This is a genomic window from Saccharopolyspora sp. NPDC049426, assembly GCF_040676935.1.
GTDB lineage: Bacteria > Actinomycetota > Actinomycetes > Mycobacteriales > Pseudonocardiaceae > Saccharopolyspora.
The window spans coordinates 352,248-372,902 of sequence record NZ_JBFAPZ010000003.1 but is presented as its reverse complement, the minus strand read 5'-3'; the positions used below and the strand labels follow the sequence as shown (position 1 = coordinate 372,902).

At 68.6% G+C, this 20,655-nt stretch carries 22 protein-coding genes and 1 pseudogene; 11 read left to right on the top strand and 12 right to left on the bottom strand.

What is annotated here, in order from left to right; translation table 11 throughout:
* Position 1 precedes the first annotated feature (1 nt).
* The 5 genes from AB0J78_RS07910 to AB0J78_RS07890 all read left to right on the top strand — a co-directional run bounded on the left by AB0J78_RS07910 (position 2) and on the right by AB0J78_RS07890 (position 5,216).
* Positions 2-1,504, top strand: coding sequence for an AAA family ATPase (locus AB0J78_RS07910; RefSeq protein WP_363787917.1), 1,503 nt, complete (start codon positions 2-4; stop codon positions 1,502-1,504).
* 210 nt (positions 1,505-1,714) lie between these two features.
* Positions 1,715-2,182, top strand: coding sequence for a hypothetical protein (locus AB0J78_RS07905; protein WP_363787916.1), 468 nt, complete (start codon positions 1,715-1,717; stop codon positions 2,180-2,182).
* 250 nt (positions 2,183-2,432) lie between these two features.
* On the top strand, positions 2,433-3,560 hold the full coding sequence (locus tag AB0J78_RS07900; RefSeq protein WP_363787915.1) for an AI-2E family transporter: 1,128 nt from the start codon (positions 2,433-2,435) through the stop codon (positions 3,558-3,560).
* Positions 3,557-4,150 carry a potassium channel family protein gene (locus AB0J78_RS07895; protein WP_363787914.1) on the top strand — a complete coding sequence of 198 codons (594 nt, stop codon included), beginning with the start codon at positions 3,557-3,559 and terminating at the stop codon, positions 4,148-4,150. Before AB0J78_RS07900 ends, AB0J78_RS07895 begins: the two co-directional genes overlap by 4 nt.
* Positions 4,151-4,364: 214 nt before the next feature.
* The gene (locus AB0J78_RS07890; RefSeq protein WP_363787913.1) at positions 4,365-5,216 is read left to right on the top strand and encodes a universal stress protein; all 852 of its coding nucleotides are present in this window, start codon (positions 4,365-4,367) and stop codon (positions 5,214-5,216) included.
* Between the two features lie 61 nt (positions 5,217-5,277).
* Here AB0J78_RS07890 and AB0J78_RS07885 read toward each other — a convergent pair whose 3' ends face one another.
* A complete protein-coding gene (locus tag AB0J78_RS07885) occupies positions 5,278-5,550 on the bottom strand; it encodes a DUF3040 domain-containing protein (RefSeq protein WP_363787912.1) in 273 nt (90 codons plus the stop codon).
* Between the two features lie 385 nt (positions 5,551-5,935).
* On the opposite strand from AB0J78_RS07885, the gene AB0J78_RS07880 reads away from it, so the two are divergent.
* Both AB0J78_RS07880 and AB0J78_RS07875 read left to right on the top strand, forming a co-directional pair.
* Positions 5,936-6,919 carry a magnesium transporter gene (locus AB0J78_RS07880; RefSeq protein WP_363787911.1) on the top strand — a complete coding sequence of 328 codons (984 nt, stop codon included), beginning with the start codon at positions 5,936-5,938 and terminating at the stop codon, positions 6,917-6,919.
* Positions 6,920-7,054: 135 nt separating this feature from the next.
* Positions 7,055-8,032, top strand: coding sequence for a nitroreductase family protein (locus AB0J78_RS07875; RefSeq protein ID WP_363787910.1), 978 nt, complete (start codon positions 7,055-7,057; stop codon positions 8,030-8,032).
* Positions 8,033-8,176: 144 nt separating this feature from the next.
* On the opposite strand, the gene AB0J78_RS07870 is transcribed toward AB0J78_RS07875, so the two are convergent.
* The 3 genes from AB0J78_RS07870 to AB0J78_RS07860 form a co-directional block, all read right to left on the bottom strand.
* Positions 8,177-9,445: a DUF4010 domain-containing protein gene (locus tag AB0J78_RS07870; RefSeq protein WP_363787909.1), complete on the bottom strand. Its 1,269-nt coding sequence runs from the start codon at positions 9,443-9,445 to the stop codon at positions 8,177-8,179.
* A 196-nt stretch (positions 9,446-9,641) separates the two neighbouring features.
* Positions 9,642-9,893: a DUF1918 domain-containing protein gene (locus AB0J78_RS07865; protein WP_363787908.1), complete on the bottom strand. Its 252-nt coding sequence runs from the start codon at positions 9,891-9,893 to the stop codon at positions 9,642-9,644.
* Positions 9,894-10,012: 119 nt separating this feature from the next.
* Positions 10,013-10,417: an Hsp20/alpha crystallin family protein gene (locus AB0J78_RS07860; protein WP_363787907.1), complete on the bottom strand. Its 405-nt coding sequence runs from the start codon at positions 10,415-10,417 to the stop codon at positions 10,013-10,015.
* A 308-nt stretch (positions 10,418-10,725) separates the two neighbouring features.
* Between AB0J78_RS07860 and AB0J78_RS07855 the strand changes: the two genes are divergently transcribed.
* Both AB0J78_RS07855 and ppk2 read left to right on the top strand, forming a co-directional pair.
* A complete protein-coding gene (locus tag AB0J78_RS07855) occupies positions 10,726-11,163 on the top strand; it encodes a universal stress protein (protein WP_363787906.1) in 438 nt (145 codons plus the stop codon).
* A gap of 77 nt (positions 11,164-11,240) precedes the next feature.
* A pseudogene (gene ppk2 / locus AB0J78_RS07850) lies at positions 11,241-12,040 on the top strand (polyphosphate kinase 2).
* A gap of 238 nt (positions 12,041-12,278) precedes the next feature.
* On the opposite strand, the gene AB0J78_RS07845 reads toward ppk2, so the two are convergent.
* The 8 genes from AB0J78_RS07845 to AB0J78_RS07810 all read right to left on the bottom strand — a co-directional run bounded on the left by AB0J78_RS07845 (position 12,279) and on the right by AB0J78_RS07810 (position 18,927).
* Entirely contained in the window at positions 12,279-12,452 is a 174-nt protein-coding gene (locus AB0J78_RS07845; protein ID WP_363787905.1) for a hypothetical protein, read from the bottom strand.
* A 41-nt stretch (positions 12,453-12,493) separates the two neighbouring features.
* Positions 12,494-13,276, bottom strand: coding sequence for a sulfite exporter TauE/SafE family protein (locus AB0J78_RS07840; RefSeq protein WP_363787904.1), 783 nt, complete (start codon positions 13,274-13,276; stop codon positions 12,494-12,496).
* Between the two features lie 82 nt (positions 13,277-13,358).
* Entirely contained in the window at positions 13,359-13,955 is a 597-nt protein-coding gene (locus AB0J78_RS07835) for a rhodanese-like domain-containing protein (RefSeq protein ID WP_363787903.1), read from the bottom strand.
* 39 nt (positions 13,956-13,994) lie between these two features.
* Entirely contained in the window at positions 13,995-15,413 is a 1,419-nt protein-coding gene (locus AB0J78_RS07830; RefSeq protein WP_363788135.1) for an MBL fold metallo-hydrolase, read from the bottom strand.
* 5 nt (positions 15,414-15,418) lie between these two features.
* On the bottom strand, positions 15,419-15,742 hold the full coding sequence (locus tag AB0J78_RS07825) for a rhodanese-like domain-containing protein (RefSeq protein WP_363787902.1): 324 nt from the start codon (positions 15,740-15,742) through the stop codon (positions 15,419-15,421).
* A gap of 78 nt (positions 15,743-15,820) precedes the next feature.
* A complete protein-coding gene (locus AB0J78_RS07820) occupies positions 15,821-16,084 on the bottom strand; it encodes a metal-sensitive transcriptional regulator (RefSeq protein WP_210970379.1) in 264 nt (87 codons plus the stop codon).
* A 201-nt stretch (positions 16,085-16,285) separates the two neighbouring features.
* The gene (locus tag AB0J78_RS07815; RefSeq protein WP_363787901.1) at positions 16,286-17,569 is read right to left on the bottom strand and encodes an MFS transporter; all 1,284 of its coding nucleotides are present in this window, start codon (positions 17,567-17,569) and stop codon (positions 16,286-16,288) included.
* A complete protein-coding gene (locus AB0J78_RS07810; protein WP_363787900.1) occupies positions 17,566-18,927 on the bottom strand; it encodes a rhodanese-like domain-containing protein in 1,362 nt (453 codons plus the stop codon). The genes AB0J78_RS07815 and AB0J78_RS07810 overlap by 4 nt, the downstream gene beginning before the upstream one ends.
* 77 nt (positions 18,928-19,004) lie before the next feature.
* Here AB0J78_RS07810 and AB0J78_RS07805 point away from each other — a divergent pair, with 77 nt between their 5' ends.
* Both AB0J78_RS07805 and AB0J78_RS07800 read left to right on the top strand, forming a co-directional pair.
* Complete coding sequence (locus AB0J78_RS07805) at positions 19,005-19,664, top strand: metalloregulator ArsR/SmtB family transcription factor (RefSeq protein ID WP_363787899.1); 660 nt, start codon at positions 19,005-19,007, stop codon at positions 19,662-19,664.
* 201 nt (positions 19,665-19,865) lie between these two features.
* Positions 19,866-20,489 carry a hypothetical protein gene (locus AB0J78_RS07800; RefSeq protein WP_363787898.1) on the top strand — a complete coding sequence of 208 codons (624 nt, stop codon included), beginning with the start codon at positions 19,866-19,868 and terminating at the stop codon, positions 20,487-20,489.
* Positions 20,490-20,655: the final 166 nt, after the last annotated feature.

Here is a 20,655-nt window from a genome sequence, read left to right as displayed (position 1 = left end):
CATGGACCTGACCAGCACGTCGCGAGTGGTGGAGGGCGTTTCGGTAGCCAGACGTGAACCACCCGAGGCCGCGGCCGTGGCGGAAAGCCACACGGCCGTGGTCGTGTTCATCGGCGACCGAGCGTACAAGGTCAAGAAGCCTGTGGATTTCGGGTTCCTGAACTTCACCAGCGTCGAGTCCCGCCGAGCGGCGTGCGTCCGGGAGGTGGAGCTCAACCGGCGCCTGGCGCCGGACGTGTACCTCGACCTGTCCGAGGTGCTCGATGGTGAAGGCCGGAGTTGTGACTGGATCGTGGTCATGAGGCGAATGCCTCCGGACCGGCGGCTGGCGACGTTGGTGGAGCGCGGCGTGGACGTGCGCTCGGACCTCCAGCAGCTCGCCCGGAAGTTGGTGTCGTTCCACAGCACCGCGAAGCGGGGCCCGGATGTCGAATCAGCCGGCGAGCCGGCCGCGTTGCGCAGGCGATGGGTCGACAACTTCACCGGGGCGGAGCCGTTCGTCGGTAATGTTCTCGGTCGCGAAACTTTCGAGGACATCGTCTGGCGGGCGTTGGACTACGTCGATGGCCGTGCGCGGTTGCTGGGGGACCGCCTGCGCCGCGGGTACGTGGTGGACGGCCACGGCGATCTTCAAGCGGAGGACATCTTCTGCTTGCCCGACGGCCCACGTGCGCTGGACTGCCTGGAGTTCGACGACGCGCTGCGCTACGTGGACGGTCTCGACGACGCGGCCTTCCTGGCGATGGACCTCGAACGTCTCGGTGCGGCGGAGCTCGGACGGGAGTTCCTCGGCTGGTATGCGGAACTATCGGGTGCTCAGGTCCCCCGCTCGCTCGCCGACCACTACATCGCCTACCGCGCTTTCGTGCGGTCCAAGGTCGCCTGCCTGCGTCACGAGCAGGGCGTTGCGGCTGCGGCCGACCAGGCGCGGAAACTCGCGGGGATGGCACTTGAACACCTGCGCTCAGGTCAGGTGCGGCTGGTCGTCGTGGGCGGCTTGCCCGGCGTGGGCAAGTCCACGGTGGCGGGCGCGCTCGCAGACCGGATGGGCGGGGTGCTGCTGAGGACGGACCAGATCCGCAGGGAGATGCCGCGTGCGGCAGGCCTCGACTCCGGAGCGGGCTACGGCAGGGGCTTGTACGACAGCACGCAGGTCCACGACACCTACGGCGAGATGTTCGCGCGGTGTCGCCAGTTGATCGAGTACGGCGAGAGCGTCGTCTTGGACGCGAGTTGGAGCAATGCCGATGAACGAGAGGCGGCCCGTGCGCTCGCACGGGAGGGACGCGCCGCGATCACCGAGCTCAGGTGCGACGCGCCCCGGGAAGTTGCGGCGGCTCGCCTTGCCGCCCGCGTGGATGATGTCTCGGACGCGACGGCCGATGTCGCCGACCGGATGGCGGGCCGATTCGCCGCGTGGCCGGAAGCGGTTGAGGTGGACACCGGGGGAGAAGCGGATTCGGCCGTGGCCGCCGCCTGGAGGATCCTGCAAGCGCGCAGGTGAGCTGTTGCCCCCGGGTGGTCAGAGCAGGAGCGCAGTCAGGCCAGGTTCGACGGAGTCCGCGGCCGAGGTCTGTTCGGGCAGGTGGTCGCGGCGCCGGGGTGGCCGTCTTGCTGGGACTTCTGGCACTGGTCGCTCTCATTGTCCAAGCGCACGCTAGCCGTGTGCGGTTCCGCGATGGAGACGGACCGTCGAGAACAACTGGAGGTATCGATGACCGAGCAGCAGACACGGACCGCGGAGGCCCGCGGATCGGTGCCCAAGCCGCGCTCGCAGTACGGTGGGGTGATCCAGGGCTCGGGCGCAGGAATGGACTGGGTGCGCTTCGGCGGCGTGATGATGGCGGTGCTCGGCGGGTTCGGTGTGATCGAAGGTTTGGCCGCGCTGTTCTCCCCGACCTACTTCGTCACCGTCGGAGGTGCAGTCCTGGCCCTCGACCTCACCGCGTGGGGATGGCTGCACATCATCATGGGCGCGCTCGTGCTGGCGACAGGGTTGTCCTTGCTGGGCAATGCCCCGGGTTGGGCGCGCGCTGTGGGGGTCGGGCTGGTGGCGATCAACATGATCGTGCAGCTGGCCTGGCTTCCGGCTTTCCCGATCTGGTCGATCCTTCTGCTCGTGATCGACGTGCTCATCATCTACGCGCTGATCGCCACCTGGAACGCCCAGACCGAGCGGTGACGCCCCCAGTAGCGGCAGGCGGCAGCTCACGAGATCCCGAACGGGTCCGTCCGTTGCCGCCCATGCCGTCCTGTGGCCGCGGTTGAGCGATCAGACCCGAGTTCGGTGTGTCGCTGAGTCGCGCGGCCCGGTGGTTCGCGGAGTAAGGGAGCGAGTGGGGATGGTGGACAACGGTGGCCGACCCGGCGTCGGCGGGCAGGGATCGGCGGGGAGCCCAACGAGTCCCGGCGAGGGCCCGGGGGGTGCGGCTTTGCCGCGGGGTGTGGTGATCCTGCTGGGGGCGGCCGCGGCGGTGGTCACCGTGGCCGGGATGTACTGGGTGTCGTGGCTGCTCGGGCCACTGCTGCTGGCGTTGGTGATCGTGATCGCGGTGTACCCGATCAAGACCTGGCTGGAGGGCAAGGGGTGGCCGACGTGGGCAGCCGTCTTGTCACTGCTCGTGGTCATCTTCGGGTCGGTGCTGGCGCTCACGGCCTTCCTGGCCGCCTCGGTGAGCCAGCTCGGCTCACTGCTGGCCGAGAACTCCGGGAAGGCCCAGCAGCTGGTGGACTCGCTGTCCGCGCAGCTGACCAAGCTGGGTATCAATCCCGCCCAAGCCCGGGCCACGGCCGGCTCAGCGGATCTGAGCAAGTTCGCCGACCAGATCGGCACCGTGTTCTCCAGCGTCGGCTCGATACTGAGCGGCCTGGTGTTCATCCTGGCCCTGCTTCTGTTCCTGACCGCGGAGTCCGGCGGCACCGCCCGCCGAATAGGCATGATCTCGAAGGATCGCCCGCACATGATCACCGCACTGGCGGGTTTCGCCCACGGCACCCGCAGCTACCTGGGGGTCACAGCGGTGTTCGGGCTGATCGTCGCGGTGCTCGACACCACCGCCCTGGCGATCATGGGGATTCCGCTGGCCGTGCTGTGGGGCGTGCTCGCGTTCATCACCAACTTCATCCCGAACATCGGGTTCGTCATCGGGTTGGTGCCCCCGGTCCTGCTGGCCCTGCTCACCGGAGGCTGGCAGCTCGCGCTCGCGGTCGTGGTGGTCTACTGCGTGCTCAACCTGGTCATCCAGTCGCTGATCCAACCGCGGTTCATCGGTGACTCCGTCGGTCTGTCGGCCACCGTGACGTTTCTGGCGTTGCTGTTCTGGGCCTGGATCCTCGGCCCGCTGGGCGCGCTGCTGGCCATCCCGCTCACCCTGCTGGTCAAGGCCGTTCTGGTCGACGCCGACCCCCGCGCGCAATGGGTGGAGGCCTTGCTGGGCGCCGAACCGGCGACCCCCAAGATCAAGAAGGACAAGCAGGCCAGGCAGAGCCGGCGCGCACGCCGCCACTTCCGCATCAGCCACCGTCCCAAGCCCGCCGACGTGGCGACCCCGCCGGCATGAGCGGCGCGACCATCGTGCCACCGACGTCACCTGGCACCCGAACGCCGCGGCGACGTGTGATCGTCGTATCGATCCGATCGACGCTGACCGTGGTCTTCCTCGTCGCGCTCTTCTACCTGCTGCCCCTCACGGCCAAGCCGCCCGGCGGGTACACGCTGCTGGGCCTGCTGGTCGCGCTGGCGGGGATCACCGGGCTGATCGTGTGGCAGATTCGCGCGATCGTGCGCTCCCGCAATCCCGGGCTGCGGGCTCTCGAGACGCTGACCCTGGTGATCCCGGCCTTCCTGCTGATCTTCTCCGCCGGCTACTTCCTGGCCTCGCAGACGAACCCGGCGGTGTTCTCCGAACCGCTGACCCGCAGCGACGCCCTTTACTTCACCATCACCGTGTTCGCCACCGTGGGTTTCGGCGACATCCACCCCGTCGCTGAGCCCCTGCGCCTCGTCGTCGCCGTCCAGATGCTCGCCGACCTGCTCCTCCTCGGACTCGTCCTGCAGGCCGTCCTCAACGCCGTGCGCAGAGGACAAGAAAGAAACGCAGCAGCCGGTCCCAGCGCGGACAACCGCGCGGGCAGGCGTAAGAGCGGATGAGCGGCAGTCCGTCGAGGCGGGTTCCACCGCGAGTTGGGCGCCGAGTCCGGAACAAACGGCACACGGCGCTCAACACTTTGGGCTGCCACTCGACAGCGCGGCGTGACTCAACGGGACGCGCCATCGGTAGAGCGGTCTGTCGCCCGCACGCGGTTGCGGCGTCTGCGTGCCATCGTACGGTCGGCGTGGACGTGCGCGGGAATGAGGTGTCGGCATGCGGGAAGTCGTGGGAGTGGATGGCTCCGAGCCTGCGCTGGAAGCCGTGCACTGGGCGGCTGTGGACGCTCGGCTGCACCGGCGTTCGCTGCGGCTGGTCTGCGCTGTTCCCCAGGCTCCGGAACCCGCTGGACCGGGCTTGGACGAGATCAAGGCCGAGCGACCCCGTGGGCTCTCGGAGGCGGTGACCGCTGCGCGTGCCGCTGCCGGAGGTGTGGAGGTCGAGCAGGTGCTTCGGCGTGGAATGCCGGGAGAGGTGCTGCTCGACGAGTCCCAAGAGGCAGAGCGGCTCGTCGTCGGTGCGCGAGGGCTCAACGAGGTCACCGGGGTGCGGTTGGCGCTGGGGTCGACGGCGGAGCTGGTCGCGATGCGGTCTCGCTGTCCGGTGGTGGTCGTCCCCGACTCGCCTGGTCGAGAGGACGCGCGAACCGGTCCGGTCATCGTGGGTGTTGACGGGTCGAGGGTGGGTGAACCCGCGCTCGCGGCGGCCTACGAGGAGGCGTCGTTGCGTGGAGCGCCGCTCGTGGCCGTGCACGTGTGGAGCGACGTGGCGGTCGATGAGTGGTTCGCACCAGGTGCTGCTGACTGGGAAGCGATCAGGGTTGACCAGCAGCGCGTGCTGGCGGAGCGGCTGGCGGGATGGGCAGCGAAGTACCCGGATGTCTCGGTGGAGCGTGTTGTTGCGCGCGATCGACCGGTTCGCTTCCTGGTCGAACACGGTGCGCGGGCGCAGCTGATCGTTGTGGGCAGCCGCGGGCGCGGTGGGATCACCGGGATGCTGATCGGGTCGACCAGCCGTGCTCTCCTGCACTGCGCGCCGTGTCCGGTGCTCGTGGTGCGCGCCTCCTGACTACGTGAAAGTCCTTGCCCTGGCGCGCGCGATCATTGCCGAAACGGATCGCAAGCGGGCCTCACGGCGACCAGTTGCGCTCGTGCCATGACGCGTAGGTCAGCAGCAGGGTGGCGGTGAGGGCCGCGACGAAGAATTCCTTTCCCTGCCCGAGTATCAAGCACAGGACGGCGAACAGCGCCGCCAGCACGCCCAGTGCCCGCCACAAGGTCATCCACCGCATCACCTTCGTGATCGGTCGAGGCGTCGTCATTCTGTGGGCGAATTCGGGATCATCGGAACTGAGTTGGCGTGCGATCTTCTTGAGGCGACGGCGTTCACGGCCGCGGGACATGACTTCCCCCTGTCGGAACGCGAAGCCATCGGCCGTTCTTCCGGTTGGTGGATCGGACGTTCCGTTGTGCCGTACCGGTTCTTCTGCTGACCATGGCGGAGGCTCGCGAGAGAAGCGCGGCAAGCTGCGGACGGCCTGATGTGCGGGTTGGCCACCGGCAGCTATCCCAGTCTACCGTGGCGGGAGCTCTCGGGTGCCGTGACGAGGGGCGTTCATGAGTTCATGACCACTGTGGAGTCGATGGTGCTGTTGTCGTGCCGCTTTCGGTGGCGCGAGTGGAAGCCGGTTGCGCGTTGTTGGCCGGGATACGCCGCGGGGTATCCGGCGAGCGCAGCGGCGTCGGGCTGAACCCGGGCTGGTCATGTAGGGGTGAACGATGACCGATGTGGAACCGGAGCCGCTGACCGCGAGCCGCGATTCCCTGGGGATCGCGGTGCAGCACGCCTCGATCAACATCCCTATCGCGGCTCCTGGCGACTCCGTTGACGAGCTGTTCGCCGGCCTGCGCATCCGGGAGTTCGACAGCGCGGCCGTCGTAGCGGTGTGCGAAGACGGCCGGCTGCTGGGGTTGTTGACCGTGGAGAGGTTGCTGGCGGCACGGAGGGGTGCGCGCGTCGCCGAGGTGATGGACGGGCATCCGCCGGTGGTTGCTCCGGGAACGGACCAAGAGCGAGCGGCATGGGAAGCGGTGCGACACGGGGAGCCGGGTTTGGCGGTCGTCGGACCGTCGGGTCGGTTCGTCGGGGTGATTCCGCCGCAGCGCCTGCTGTCCGTGCTGTTGGAGGAGCATGATCAGGACATGGCGCGGCTGGGCGGGTTCCTGTCCTCGTCGGCCTCGGCGCGCAGCGCCTCCACCGAAGGCGTCGGACGCCGGCTGTGGCACCGTTTGCCCTGGCTGCTGCTTGGGTTGGCCGGTGCCTTGTTCGCGGCGCTGATCGTGGGTGCTTTCGAAAGTCAGATGGAGCGCCAGGTGCTGATCGCGTTCTTCGTCCCGGGGGTGGTCTACCTGGCCGATGCCATCGGGACCCAGACCGAGGCGCTGATCATCCGCGGCTTGTCCGTCGGTGTCAGCGTCTCCCGGGTCGCGCTTCGCGAAATCGTCACCGGTACCATGCTCGGGCTGCTGCTGGCCGTCTTGGCGCTGCCACTAGTGGCACTGATATGGAACAACGTCGAGGTGGCGCTGGCGGTCTCGGTGGCGTTGTTCGCCGCGGCGTCGGTGTCCACGTTCGTCGCAATGGTCTTGCCATGGCTGTTCCACCGCCTTAACAAGGACCCGGCCTTCGGTTCCGGGCCGCTCGCCACCGTGGTGCAGGACCTGTTGTCGGTGAGCATCTACTTCGTCGTGGCCACCGCGGTCGCCACCTGACCTCGTTTCCCGGACAGCCAGCGGCGGCGCGTGAAGGCCTTCGACTCCGGGAGAAGGCTACGTCGGGCAGGCCCGCAGACCCTGGCAGCGACCCGAGGACGAGATGACGGTAGTAGGCGAGAGAGGAGGAGGGCCATGTCGTACTCGCCGATCAGCGCGCATGATGCGCGCGAGGTGCGTGGGCTGGCTGGGCGCGCACCTTCGCTGTTCAACCTCCAGCCGTGGCGGTTCCGCGAGGCGGCAGGTGCGCTGGAGTTGTTGCTGGACGGGACGGTGGCGCTGCCGGAGACTGACCCGGACCGCCGCGAGATGGTGATCAGCTGCGGAGCTGCGCTGCACCACGCGCTGTTGTCCCTGCGCGGGCGGGGATGGCGGCCTCGGGTGCAGCGAATGCCGAGCGAGCATGATGCCGATCTGCTGGCGCGGATAGACGTGTTGGATGGAAAGCAGGACCCCGCCCCGTCCGATTGTGCGCTCGTCCGTGCCGCGCAGCGACGCCACGTCGATCGCCGCCAGTACGCCGCGATCGCGGTGCCGCGGGAAGTGCTCCGCGACCTCGTCTCGGAGGGCGCGGTCGCGAGCGTGTCGGTGCTTACGGGTGATCAGCGGTACGCGGTCGCACAGGCGTTCACCAAGGCAGCGATGATCCATGCCGGGTCCGATGCCTACCGCGCCGAGTTGGCGGCCTGGTCAGGGCTGACGCCGTCCGCCGCGAGAGGGGTCCTGGATGAGAGCGCACCGTGGCACGGTCAGCGGTACGGAGACGTTGTCGTGCGGGACTTCGGCTACGCGGAGACGGTGGTGCGCGAGACCGGTTCGGCGCTGACGGCGGGAAGTCTGCTGTTGGTCAGCACGGATACCGATGATCGCGACGCCCATCTGCGTGCGGGGGAAGCGCTGGGCGCGGTGCTGTGCCAGGCGGAGCTCGGCGGATTGTCGAGCTGCCCGCTCAGCGAGGCGTTCGAGGTTCCGCGCACGCGGGCGCACGTGCGACGCGAGGTACTGGCAGATGAGGGCTATCCGCAGATGGCTGTCCGCGTCGGCTGGCCGCAGTCGGCCGACCTGCCCGCGGGGACAGCGCCGGTGCACGCCACCAGGGTCCAACGTCCTTAGAGCCTGAGCTCGGCCGCGGGGCGTGACTTCGGTGAAGCACCGCAAGGGCGCGGTGCGAAAGCGACACTTCCTGCCAGCCGTGCGGCGATCACCGATGCGCGAGTCCTTCCAGGCGGTCGGCGCGTTGCTACCACTGGTGGACCGTCACATCACCAGCACGATCCCGCCCGCGACCGCGGCGGCCGGCAGGACGAGCAGCACCGCAAGGCGTGTCGCGAAGCGCAGTCCACCTGCGACGGCAGCCAGCACGATCTTGATCAGGGTGTTGCTCAGCAGTGCCATTCCCACGCCCAGCAACGCCACGCTGATCGGAACGACGGTGCCGCCCAGCGAGGAGGCGGCCACTGCTGCGGAGTGCGCGTCGGCGAGCCCTCCCACGAATGCGGCCGCGAGGACGCCCCGCGGGCCGAGCAGCGCCGCAGCGGCGCGCGTAGCGGTCAGCAGCAGGATCAGCACCAACGTCAGCGAGATCGTGACGCGCAAGGACAGCGGGCGCTGGAACGCCGACGGCGCATCGGCGGTGTCCGTCCGCTCGGAGTCGGAGTCACCTCCGGTGCGCCGGGTGTGCCAGGCGAGCCATCCGGCCTCGCCCAGCAGGACGGCCGCACCGGCGGCCGATGCCGGTAGCAGCCGGACCGCGATGGCTGGATTGACGACGGCGGTCAGCGCGACGAGCTGCACCAAGGTCGCGACGCTGGCCGTGAGCACTGCGGGCAGGACCGCGTGCCGCACGTTCCCGCCCGCTCGGCGGGCGAGCACGACGGTGGTCGCCGAGGCGGATACGAATCCTCCGAGGAAGCCGACGAGCACCAGTCCCTGCCGTTCGCCGAGCGCGCGCACGGCCACGTAGCCGGCCCAGCCGATGAGCGTGATCGCGATGACCAGCAACCAGATCCGGGACGGGTTGAGCACCCCGTAGGGACCCAGGGGCCGGTCCGGCAGCAGCGGGAAGATCACGAACGCGACGACGAACAATCTGATGGCGTCCGCGATGTCGTCGTCGGTGACCAGGCGCGTCGCGAAGCGGTGCAGTGGTCGTTTCGCGGCCAGCAGCGCCACCGCGGCTACGGCGATGGGCACCGCCCACGTCGGCTGCGACCACGCCAGTGCCCCCAGCAGCACGGCGGCGATCGCAGCGACCTCCGTGGTGGCGCCCAGGTCTGCCTCCGGACAGGTCCGCGCGGTCAGCATGTACCAGACGACCACGAGGGCACCGGCGACGCCGACCGTGACGATCAGCATCGTTGGTGACAGGGCGGCGGCGATAGCGCCTACGAGGCTCAGCAAGGAGAACGTCCGGGACCCTGCCGGGCGTACGGGCTGTCCGGCCGTGCTGTGCTCGCGCTCCAAGCCCAGCAGCAGTCCGATCGCCAGCGCGGTGGCGAAGTGAACGAGGGCCGTCGTGGTCTGCACCCGGAATCCTCAGCCTAGGACCTCGCACTCGGCGCGAACGGGGTCCGCGCGTGCGCTTGCTGAGAGTCTTGGTCGGGACGGCGCCCATCGCATCTTCCGAAACCGAGATGACCTGTACCGCGCTAGCGTCCACGTGAGTGGCCGGGCAGAGGTACCCAGGTCGGACGCCGTGCCGGCCCACGGGTGGGTGGTCACCTCACGACGGCCGCACCTCCGGATCGGTGCCGCGCCGGAGCCGGGCGCCGAGCTTGAGGTGGTGCGGGAGGCTGTGCTCGCGGTGCGCGTCCGGCCCCGGGTACAACAGGCTCACGTGGTCATCGTCGAGCCACCGCACGAGGTAAGGTGGTTCGCCGTTCGGGCCGCGAACCTCGATGATCTGTCCCTTGTAGCGGTGGTCGCCGAGGTGGGCCCCCTCGACGATCAGCCATTCGCCGACTTCCGCGCGCATGATCAAGCTCCCGTATCCGGCGCTGCTGTCTACCAGCCTCGCCGACGAGCTGGGGCATCAGCAGAGTCGAAGGACTCTCACCACGCCTCGACCTGCCGCGCGGGGGTGGGATCGCGGAGCTACTCGCCTTTGCGTGCGACAGGTATTTCCTTGGTCTCCGGTGTTTCTCTGCGAGGCATGTGGATGGTCACGATGCCGTTGTCGTAGTCGGCCTTGATGCTCCCGACGTCGCAGCCCGAGGGCAGCAGCATCGTGCGGCTGTAGGAGCCGTAGTAGAACTCGCTGTGCGATTCCGCTCGTTCTTCCTGCCTGCGTTCGGCTTCGACCCTGAGCTGGTCGCCCTCGATGTTGATGTGGATGTCGTCAGGATCGACGCCGGGAAGTTCGCAGCGAACCACGAAGCTGCCTTCCTCGCTGAACGCTTCGATCCGCATCGCGTGCCGTTCGCCGAACGGCCATTCGCTCTCCAGCATGCGCAAGAGATCCGGCAGGCCCCGAGCGGGGCGAGGAAGCAAGTTGCTCATGGTGTCCCTCCTGGTGATGACGGCTTCCCGTCCAGCATGGGACAAGCACTCGGCAGCCGCAGAGCCTGAAACCGGCGGAGGGGTGACGAGATGGGATCGGCAATGCCGCTGAGGGCCACGCTCCGCACACGCGTGAGCAGCCTCGAACCGTGTGGAAGCGACCGGTGCGATGAGATCGGCTGGTCTGGGAACGTCTCGCGGTCCCAAGTGACTCTCCGGTGGCGGACGGGAGGTGCCGTGCTGCGATCAAGTCCCACGACGGGTAGAGGGGGTACCGGGACCCTGCTCTGAGGCCCCCGGGGGGAGCTATGGAAGGCAGCAAGCGACGGATCGTCGTCGGCGTGGACGGATCAACAGGTTCTCGGGCGGCGCTGCGGTGGGCTTTGGGCTATGCCGAGGGGTGCGGAGGACGTGTCGTGGCGGTGTTCGCGTGCGGGGTCCCCGCGCTGATCGACGTCGCGTTGATGATGCCGGAGGAGGAGCGCGTCCTCACAGTCGGGGAGCGGGAGTTGCGAAAAGCGGTCGATGAGACGTGTGCGGAATCGGACACCGGAGTTCCGGTGGAGCGGCGGGTCGTGCGGCAGGATGCCGTTCGAGCGCTGCTGGACGAGGCGAGGGATTCGGACCTGCTGGTGGTGGGGCGCCGTGGGCACGGGAGGTTCGCGCAGGTGCTGCTCGGATCGGTGAGCCTGCACTGCGTCAATCACGCGCCATGCCCGGTGGTCGTCGTCAGCGGTCCGGGTTGAGTTCTTCCGGCGCCATCCTGGGTGAACCGGGGGAGGAAGCGGTGACCATGGTCGGCGGTGAGCGGGGCGGGGACGATATGGGCATTGGCCCGGAGCGGTTGCCGCGTGGAGTCTATGAGAAGGAGCTGTTCCGCCTCCAGGCTGAGCTCGTCAAACTGCAGGAATGGGTTCGGCAGGAGGGGACCCGGCTGGTCGTCGTGTTCGAAGGGCGAGACGCGGCCGGTAAGGGCAGCGCGATCAAGCGAGTCGCCGAGTACCTCAACCCGCGCGTGATGCGCATCGTCGCGCTGCCGGCTCCGACGGAGCGGGAGCGCGGGGAGTGGTACTTCCAGCGCTACGTTGCGCAGCTGCCCGCTGCCGGTGAGATCGCTCTGTTCGACCGCAGTTGGTACAACCGTGCTGGGGTGGAGCGCGTCATGGGGTTCTGCACGGAAGAAGAGCATCGGCGGTTCTTGCGCCAGTGCCCGGCGTTCGAGCGGCTGCTGATCGAGGACGGGTTCTTGCTCCGCAAGTACTGGTTCTCCGTGAGCAGGGCCGAACAGCGACGACGGCTGCGCAAGCGCAGCGAGGACCCGATGCGGCGGTGGAAGTTGTCTCCGCCGGACTTGGAGTCGATGACTCGCTGGGAGCAGTACTCGGCTGCGCGCGATGAGATGCTGGCCGCGACCGAAACTCGCTGTCCCCCTGGTACCTGGTGGAAAGCGATGACAAGCGTCGTGCGCGGATCAACCTGATCGCGCACCTGTTGTCGACCGTGCCGTACTACGAAACGCTCCGCCCCCGCTTCGAACTGCCCGCTATGCCGCCGTCGACCGAACACCGCCGACCACCTCGCGAGCGCTACAACTACGCGCCGTATCGTTCCGAAGCGCTCTGACGTTGCGAAAGGGCCAATCGCGGGCGGACCATCACGAGCTCAGATGTCCATAGCAACCGCGAACGCACTTCGCGCCAAGAAAGTTCGACATGCGGTTCGTATCGGAGTTGTGCGGGCGAGGCCGACGGTGCGTCTCCCAGCTGGGGGAGTTTCTCGGTTTGAACCGGTCAGCGCCAGGTTCTGATGGCGGTTGTGGTGAAGGTCCGCTTTCGGGTGAAGTCGGGTCTTTTCGGCGTGGTCAGGCGCGGCCGAGGAGTTTGCGCCAGAACCCGCCCTTGCTTCTGGCCTCGGCTGTCGGGGCGCAGTCGCACCGCTGGGCCTTCGGCACGTCGGCGAGCACTTGCTCCACGTGCTGACCGCATCCGACGTAGGTCGGTTTGCCGCACTGTCGGCAGTTGACGCGACGACACATCTTCACCACTTCTTTCCAGAGAACGAACGTAGACCTGGGGGTCATCCCAGAGCCGAGGGGTTGATGAGGGCGGCCGCGGCGACGAAGACCGCGACGGCCAAGACGACGAAGGCGAACCAGCGCCGCACGGTGGACGAGTCCAGCTTCGTGGACCACCGCGCGGCCACGACCGAGACCACCAGCGCGGCGCCGGCGAAGAGCAGTAATACGCGGTAGTCCAGGCTGTCGGCCGCCCCGGCGTGGGCGACCAACCCGGACACCGAGTTGATCAGCACCACCACCAGGGAGGTGGCGACGGCTTGCTGCGCCCCCAGGCCGAGAAGCAGGCTCAGCGCGGGGACGATGATGAAACCGCCGCCGACGCCGAACAATCCGGTGAGCACGCCGACGGTCGCACCGGCGAGCACGGATTTGGGCAGGCAGGTGCGCCAGTTGATCCCGCCCTGCTGGGTGCGGCAGGCGCCGGTGTGGTTCTCGCCCCCGTGCAGCATGCGCACCGCGACGACGACCATGAGCGCGGCGAAGGCCAGCAGCAGCCAGCGCTGCGGGAAGAGTCTGCCGAGCGCGGCGCCGCCGAAGGCGGCGGGGATGCCGGCCGCGCCGAAGACCAGCGCCACCGGCCACCGCACCGACGTGCGCCGCTCGCGGGGAAACAGGGCGCCCAGCGAGGACAGGGCGACCACGGCAAGCGAGGTGGGAATGGCGGTCTGCAAGGGTTGCCCGACGCCGTAGACCAGCGCAGGCACGGCGAGGATCGAACCACCGGCGCCGAGCAGCCCCAGTGCCAACCCGATCACGGCGCCGAACACCACTGCCAACAACAACGAAACCACCTATCCCGGGAGCGGACTCATCGACCGCCCCGCTGCCGTCAACGCCGTGCACGTGCTCGCCAGAGGTCAGACATCAAGCCCGGCGCCCGGCGCCCGTTCCGCCGGTGAGGGCGTCGAGGAGTGCCCGGCCGTCGGTGCGGGACGTGCGGTTGTGGGGCAGCAGTCCGAGGACGCGGGACATCGCGCAGTTGTTGCTCACGGCAGCGAAGGTCAGCCCCGCGCCGACGAAGCCGGCGACCCACTTCAGCGGGTCGTAGGCGGTGCTGGCCACCACGCCGGTGAGCACGAGCAGTCCGGCGACAAGCCGCACCTGCCGCTCCATGGCCCACGTGCCGCGTCCCTGGTTGAGCTCGCCTCCTTGCTGCTGCCAGCCGGTGATGCCGCCGCGCAGCACGCTGAGCCGGTCCAGACCGGCGTTTTCCAGCAGGCTGCGGGCCTGCTCGGCACGACCACCCGAGGCGCACACGAGCACCACCGGGTCGCCGTGCTGGGCGGTGAGCTCGTCGCGGTGTTCCCGCAGCAGGTCGAGGGGCACGTTGTAGGAGCCCGGGATGTGCGACGAAGCGAACTCCCCGGGTGCGCGCACGTCGATCAGCCGGATCTGAGGGTCGGCGTCGCGCAATGCGCGAACCTGAGCGGTGTCGATGGTCTTGGGCAGGGCCTGGGTCATTGCTATGAATACCTCCACGATCGTTTCCGGGTTGTGGTCTCAGGTTCCGTCGGTCATCGGCACGCCGGCCTCGGTGGCGGCGTCGAACATGTCGTCGATGAGCACGACCGTGCGTCCGGCCGATTCCAGCAGCGAGGCCGCCGCTGTGGCGCGGTAACCGCTGCCGCAGTGCACCCACACCGCACCCGCCGGCACCTCGACCACCCGGTCGCCGAGCTCGTAGAGCGGGATGTGCACCGCACCGGCCACGTGGTGAGCGGCGAACTCGTTGTTGGTCCGCACGTCCAGCACCACCTCCGGCGCCGGAAGACCGCCGGTCTCACCGGCCATCGCCGCGGCCAGGTCGGCGAACGTGGCGGTCGGGGTGCTGCGCAGCTGGCCGGAGTCGGCGGCCAGCTCTTCCGGGGTGCCCACGGCCGCCGCGGCGAACTTGTCGATGCCGATGCGGGCCAACTCGCGCTGGGCCTGGCCGACCTGCTCGCGGGACTCGCCCAGCAGCGTGATCGGAGCGCCCCAGTCGATCATCCACCCGAGCCATGTCACCATCGGGCCATCCAGCCCGAGGCTGACCGTTCCGGCCAGGTGGGAGACCACGTAGGCCTTGCGGGAGCGCAGATCGACCACCCACTCCCCGTGGTCCAAGCGGCGGCGCAACTCCGCCGGCTCGGCCCGGACCGGTTCGCGCAGGTCCAGCGGCTCCGGTCCGGCGGTGTTCTGCACACCCATGTGCGCGTAGTACGCCGGGTAGGCATCCAGCCCCGCCAGGGTCTGCTCGACGAAATCACCCTCGGCCAACGTCAGCGCCGGGTTGACACGCTTCTGCTCTCCCAACGTTGCTGAGTCGCCAGAAGCCTGTGTCGCCGAGCAGAAGCTGCCGAACCCGTGGGTCGGCCAGATCTGCGCTCCGTCGGGCAGGATCGACGCCAGCTTCTGCGCGGACGCGTGCTGGTGACGGGCGAGGTCCTCGCTGTGCTGCTCGCCCAGAAGATCGGTGCGCCCGGTCGTGCCGAACAGCAGCGAACCACCCGTGAAAACGCCCACCGGGCCGTCCGTGCCCTCCAGCGCGTAGGACAGGTGGTGGAAGGTGTGCCCCGGCGTGGCCACCGCCCGCACCTGCATCCGGGGCGAGAGCTCCACGACCTCGCCGTCAGCAAGCCGACGCCGGTCGAACGGCACCTCGTCGGCAGCCGCCAGCCCGTACTCGGCGCCGGTCAACCGGGCCAGCTCCAAGCCACCGGAGACGTAGTCGTTGTGCACGTGCGTGTCCAGCACCAGAGCGATCCGAACGCCCAACCGCCCGGCGGCGGCGATCACCCGGTCCACGTCCCGCTGCGGGTCGACCACCACGGCGACCTCGCCGTCGGTGGCCAGGTAGCTGCGGTCACCCAGCGAGGACGTCTCGATCACCTCGACCACCAGGCCACCGGCCAAGCGGTCCTCCTGCTTCACCACATCCATCGCCGTCACTGCTGCGCACCCCTTTCAACCTCGTTGCCCGCTTCGATCCACCCCGAAGTGCCACCGGCAACCGAAACCGCTTGACCACCGGCCGCGTTCATCGCTTCCGCGGCCTTCAGGCTGCGCCCTCCTGAACGGCAGATGACGTAGCACTCCTGCCCCGCAAAGCGCTGCGGCGAAGCCAGCACCTCCTCCAGCGGCACGTTCACCGCACCCGGCACATGACCCGAGGCGAACTCCTCCGGCTCACGCACATCGACCAACCGAGTACCCCGCCGCCACGTCCCGGCGAAGACTTCCACACCGACTTCCGGCGTCTTCTCAGACAACGATCCTCCTAAACCCCTGGGGGTATAAACCAGTCACATGTTCCCGGGCGACCAAAGAGAGGCGCCTCGGGGTCGCGCTCAGGCGAGCGCGAGGAACAGGCGTTCCAGCTCCTGCTCGGTCATCGGCGGTTCATCGCCGTCCTCGCGAGCCTGCTGGCAGTACCTCATTCCGCTGGCCACAATCTTGAACCCAGCACGGTCCAGAGCACGCGAAACAGCCGCGAGCTGGGTCAAGACCTCAGCGCAGTCGCGTCCCTCCTCCATAGCCTCGATCACGCCGTTCAACTGACCGCGCGCCCGGCGCAGACGGGTCAAGGCGTCTCCCACCATCTCGGGCTTCATCTCCACCACGACCATCTCCCTTCGCTAATCCCAACGTAACAAACCCCCGGGGGTATTCCAAGGAGAGAAGGTCGGACGACCGGGTGCTCCGTGGTTCAGGTGATGATGTGGTTGCCGAAGTCGCGGCGGGCCAGAGCGGCGCCGCGGATGGCGAGGGTGCTGGCCTCGGAGCCGCTGCCGTGGCTCAGTCCCTGGGAATGGTCATGACGTGTCCCCGATGTGGTCGATGGGGCGGCGGTCGGTGCGGGGGTGGGTTTCGTACATGCGGAGGGCGACGCTGATGCAGGAGAGGAGGCTGAGGGCGGCTGCGGCCCAAACGGCGGCGCGGAGGTCCCAGATGTCGGCAACCATGCCGCCGAGGACGGCGCCGGCGGCGTAGCCGCTGTCGCGCCAGAGCCGGTAGACGCCGACCGAGCGGGCGCGCCAGCCGGGGTGGGCAACATCGCCGATGGCGGCCAGCAGGGTGGGGTAAACCATCGCGGTGCCCGCGCCCAGCAGTGCGGTCGCGATCGCCCATGCCGGGAAGGTGCCGACGATGGCGATGAGAGTGAGCGCGGTTGCTTGGACGAGCATTCCGGCGGTGATGAGGTGCTTGCGCCCCCATCGGTCGGACAGGGCTCCGGTGGCGAGTTGCCCGATGCCCCAGACGGCGGGGTAGAGGGCGACGAGGATGCCGACCTGGTCCACCGCGAGTCCGGCGCTGGCGAACAGCAGTGGGAACAGGCCCCAGGAGAGGCCGAAGTTGAGGTTGTTGATCAGCCCGGCTTGGCTGGCCGAGGACAGCGCGGGGTCGGTGAAGGTCGTGCGGACAAGGACTTCCCGGTTGGTCAGATCGGTGTGCTGGCCGCTGAAGCTTCCGGACTGCGGCTGGCTTGCTTCAAGTCGGGCGTGCTCGCGGGTCTCGCGGACGGCCAGGGTGGACAGGGCGAGGCCGAGCACGACGTAGGCCGCGCCGAGCAGGAATGGTGCGGGGCGCAGCCCGTACTGCTCGGCGAGGTAGCCGGCCAACGCCGAGGTGATCGCGACGGCGCCATACCCGGCGGCTTCGTTGAAGCCCATCGCGAGCCCGCGTTGCCGGGGGCCGACGAGATCGACCTTCATGATCACGGTCGTGGACCAGGTCAGGCCCTGGTTGATGCCCAGCAGGAGGTTGGCGGCCACGACCCAGCCCCAGTGATCAGCCCAGATCAGCATCACCGGCACGGGGATCGCGATGAGCCAGCCCGCGATCAGGACGGGTTTGCGGCCGAAGCGGTCGGACCAGGTGCCGGCGAAGTAGTTCGTGGCGGCCTTGCTGAGCCCGAACACGAGCACGTAGGTCAGCAGGACTGTGTAGCCGGTGAGGTGGAATTCCCGTTCGGCCAGCAGCGGCAGGACGGTCTGCTCCTGGCCGACCATGCCGCCGACCAGGGCGTTGACCAGCACGAGCAGGCTGAACTGGGCGAGGTTGGCGCGCAGGCCCAACCGCACCCGGGTGGCACTCATTCCCCGTGCTCCAACGGGCGGCCGGTGGCCTGGGCCCAGTCGGCGGGGCCACCTTCGAGGACGGCGAGGTCGCGGTGCCCGGCTTGTTCGAGGACGCTGGCCGCGCCCATCGCACGTTCGCCGTGCCCGCACATCACGACGGTCGGTGCGTGCGGCAGAGCTTCGGCACGGTCCGCGAGGGAGCCGAGCTCAACGTGAGTGGAGCCGGGAACGTGCCCGGCAGCGAACTCGGGAACTTGGCGGACGTCGAGAACGTTCTCCCGGCCGATCTCCTCGGCACGCACCAGCCGTGTAGCGGTGATCTCCTGCTCATCGCCGATCCAGGCGTCCACGCCGCCGTGCAGTTCTCCAGCGATGTTGGTGCAACCGATCTTGGCGGCCTGCCAGGCGATCTCGGCCGGGTCTTGCTCGTCTCCGCGCACGACGATCAGCGGTCGTTCCGGGTCGGCGAGCCAGCCCAGCCACGAGGCGAAGACCGGCCGCAGCGGGATCGACAGCGCCCTGGGAATGTGACCCGCGGCGAACTCGGGCACCGGCCGCACGTCGACCCCTTGAGCGCCTTCGGCCAGCAGCGACCGCACCCGTGCCGCATCCAGTCCGGGTAGTGCTGGGTCGGTGTCGAGCACTGCGGGGCCCCGGCGGTTGACCTCGGCCAGGCGCAGGAAGTAGTCGGGGAAGCTGCCGAGCGATCCGATCAGCGCTGCCACGAACGCGTCCTCACCTTCGGTCCGCAGCAGCGGGTTGGTGGCCTTTTGGGTGCCGATCGTGCTGGTGCGCTGAGCACCGGGCGGTGCCGAGCAGAACGATCCGGCGCCGTGGGTGGGCCACACGGCGACCTCGTCAGGCAGGTCGGCGAGTCTGCGCAGTGAAGCGTACTGCTGGCGGGCCAGCGGTTCTGTTCGTTCGGGCGCGATCAGGTCGGTGCGCGCTGCCGAGCCGACCAGCAATGAGCCGCCGGTGAACACGCCAACTGGCTGGTCGCCGTCGAGCAGCAGGAAGGACAGGTGCTCCTGGGTGTGTCCGGGCGTGGCCAGGGCGCGCAGTCGCAGCCCGCCGAGGTCGATCTCGTCTTCGTCGTGCAGTCCGGTGTGGCGGAATTCCCGGTGCCCAGCGGCCGAAGCCAGAACGCGGGTGCCTTCGGTCACCGACAACTGGCGGGCGCCGGAAACGAAGTCGGCGTGCAAGTGGGTGTCCGCGGCGAACGCCACGGTCAGCCCCCGTCGGCGCGCGGCCTGCTGGGTGGCCCGCAAGTCGAGGCTGACATCGACCACGAGCGCGCGCCCGTCTCCCAGATCGACCAGGTAGGCGGAGTTGCCCAGTCCCTCGTCGATCAGCGGTACGAGGTCAACGGTGCTCATTGCGAGCGCTCCTTCCGGGTGTGTTCTCCGCATGCGCCTTCTTGTTATACGCTATTCCATGAAAGATTGGAGGATTGATGGGTGATCGAGACGCGAAGACGGCCCTGTTCGATCAGTTCGCCCGTGTCGGCAAGGCGCTGGGCAGCGGCAAGCGGTTGGAACTGCTGGACCTGCTCGCCCAGGGCGAGCGCACGGTCGAGGCGTTGGCACGTGCGGCGGAACTGGGGCTGACCACTGCGTCGGCGCACCTGCAGACGCTCAAGCAGGCCAACCTGGTCACCACTCGCCGGGAAGGCACGAAGGTCCACTACCGGCTGGCCGGCACCGACGTTGCCGCGCTCTACGCGCTCACGCGCACCGTGGCCAGCGCGCACCTGCCCGATGTGGAAGCGGCCAGCAGCGCCTATCTCGGTCCCGACGACGCCGAGCACGTCAGCCGCGACGAGCTGCTGCGCCGAGCCGAGAGTGGCGACGTGGTCGTGCTCGACGTGCGGCCCCGTGAGGAGTACGAGGCCGGCCACATCCCCGGCGCAGTGTCCGTTCCCCTGGAGGAATTGGCCGACAGACTCGGCGATATCCCGGCCGACCAGGAGGTCGTGGCCTACTGCCGCGGCGCGTACTGCGTGCTCGCGCACGACGCAGTGCGGCTGTTCACGGCGCACGGCCGGACTGCGCGCCGCCTCGCCGACGGAATGCTCGAATGGCGCCTCGCCGAGTTGCCGGTGGAAACCACCTGACCCCCGACCCCCGACCGTCCTTATCACCGTCGGTTCCGCCGCCGCAGCGATCCTGGTCGGACGCACATCACAGCGTCTGGGGCGCCGCACCGGGCTCGCAGCCGGATACGCGGCCGGTGTGGTCATCGCCGTGCACGTGGCCGGGATGTACCTGCCTTCCCATTCAGCGGCCTGCTCGTCGACCGCTTCGGCAGGCTGACCGTGGCCGCCGCTTCCGGCCTCACCCTTCTCGCCGCCGGCCTACTCGCAGCCCAGGTCCCGCCGCATTCCGTTGCCCTGCTGGCACTCGCCCTCGCGTTACTCGGGCTTGGCTGGAACTTCGGACTGGTCAGTGGCACCGCCATCATCACCGACATGCTCCCCCTGGCCATCCGAGCCAAGACACAGGGCACCGCGGACGTCGCCAGTGCTCTTGCCGGAGCGGGAGGAGGCATGGCCTCGGGGTTCGTCGTCGCTGCGAGCAGCTGGGCGCCTCGCGAACTCAGGTCAAGACTCTGCTCAAAGCGCCGGGTAGTCGGCGTAGCCGCGCTCGTCACCGCCGTAGAAGGTGCCGTGGTCGCCTTCGTTGAGCGGTGCGTTGTGCTCGAATCGTTCAGGCAGGTCCGGGTTTGCGATGAACGGTCGGCCGTACCTGCTGCGAGGGCCTCCTCGGCGGTTTCGCGGGTGTACTCGTCGTTGGTGATGATGGTGCCGGAGAACGCCGAACGAGACAGAACGGTGGTGCCCGACCTGGTCGATGCGTTCCGATCATCCGATGATCTGCGGCGCGTTCGGTCTCTCGGTGTCAAAGTCGACTTCCACGCACCACTTCGAAGTTATTCGTGAGAGCCGTATCATGGCCCAGTCGAAGAGGGCACGTCCCGGTACAGCGAACTGCGCGCGGACGAGTTGGAAATACGCTTCCCCGGTTTGCTGCCCGCCTTTCTCGCTAGCGCCGGTGTCTCTCCCGCCTGAACACGGGGCTCTGAGCGCGTTGTGGGCGCTCGCATGC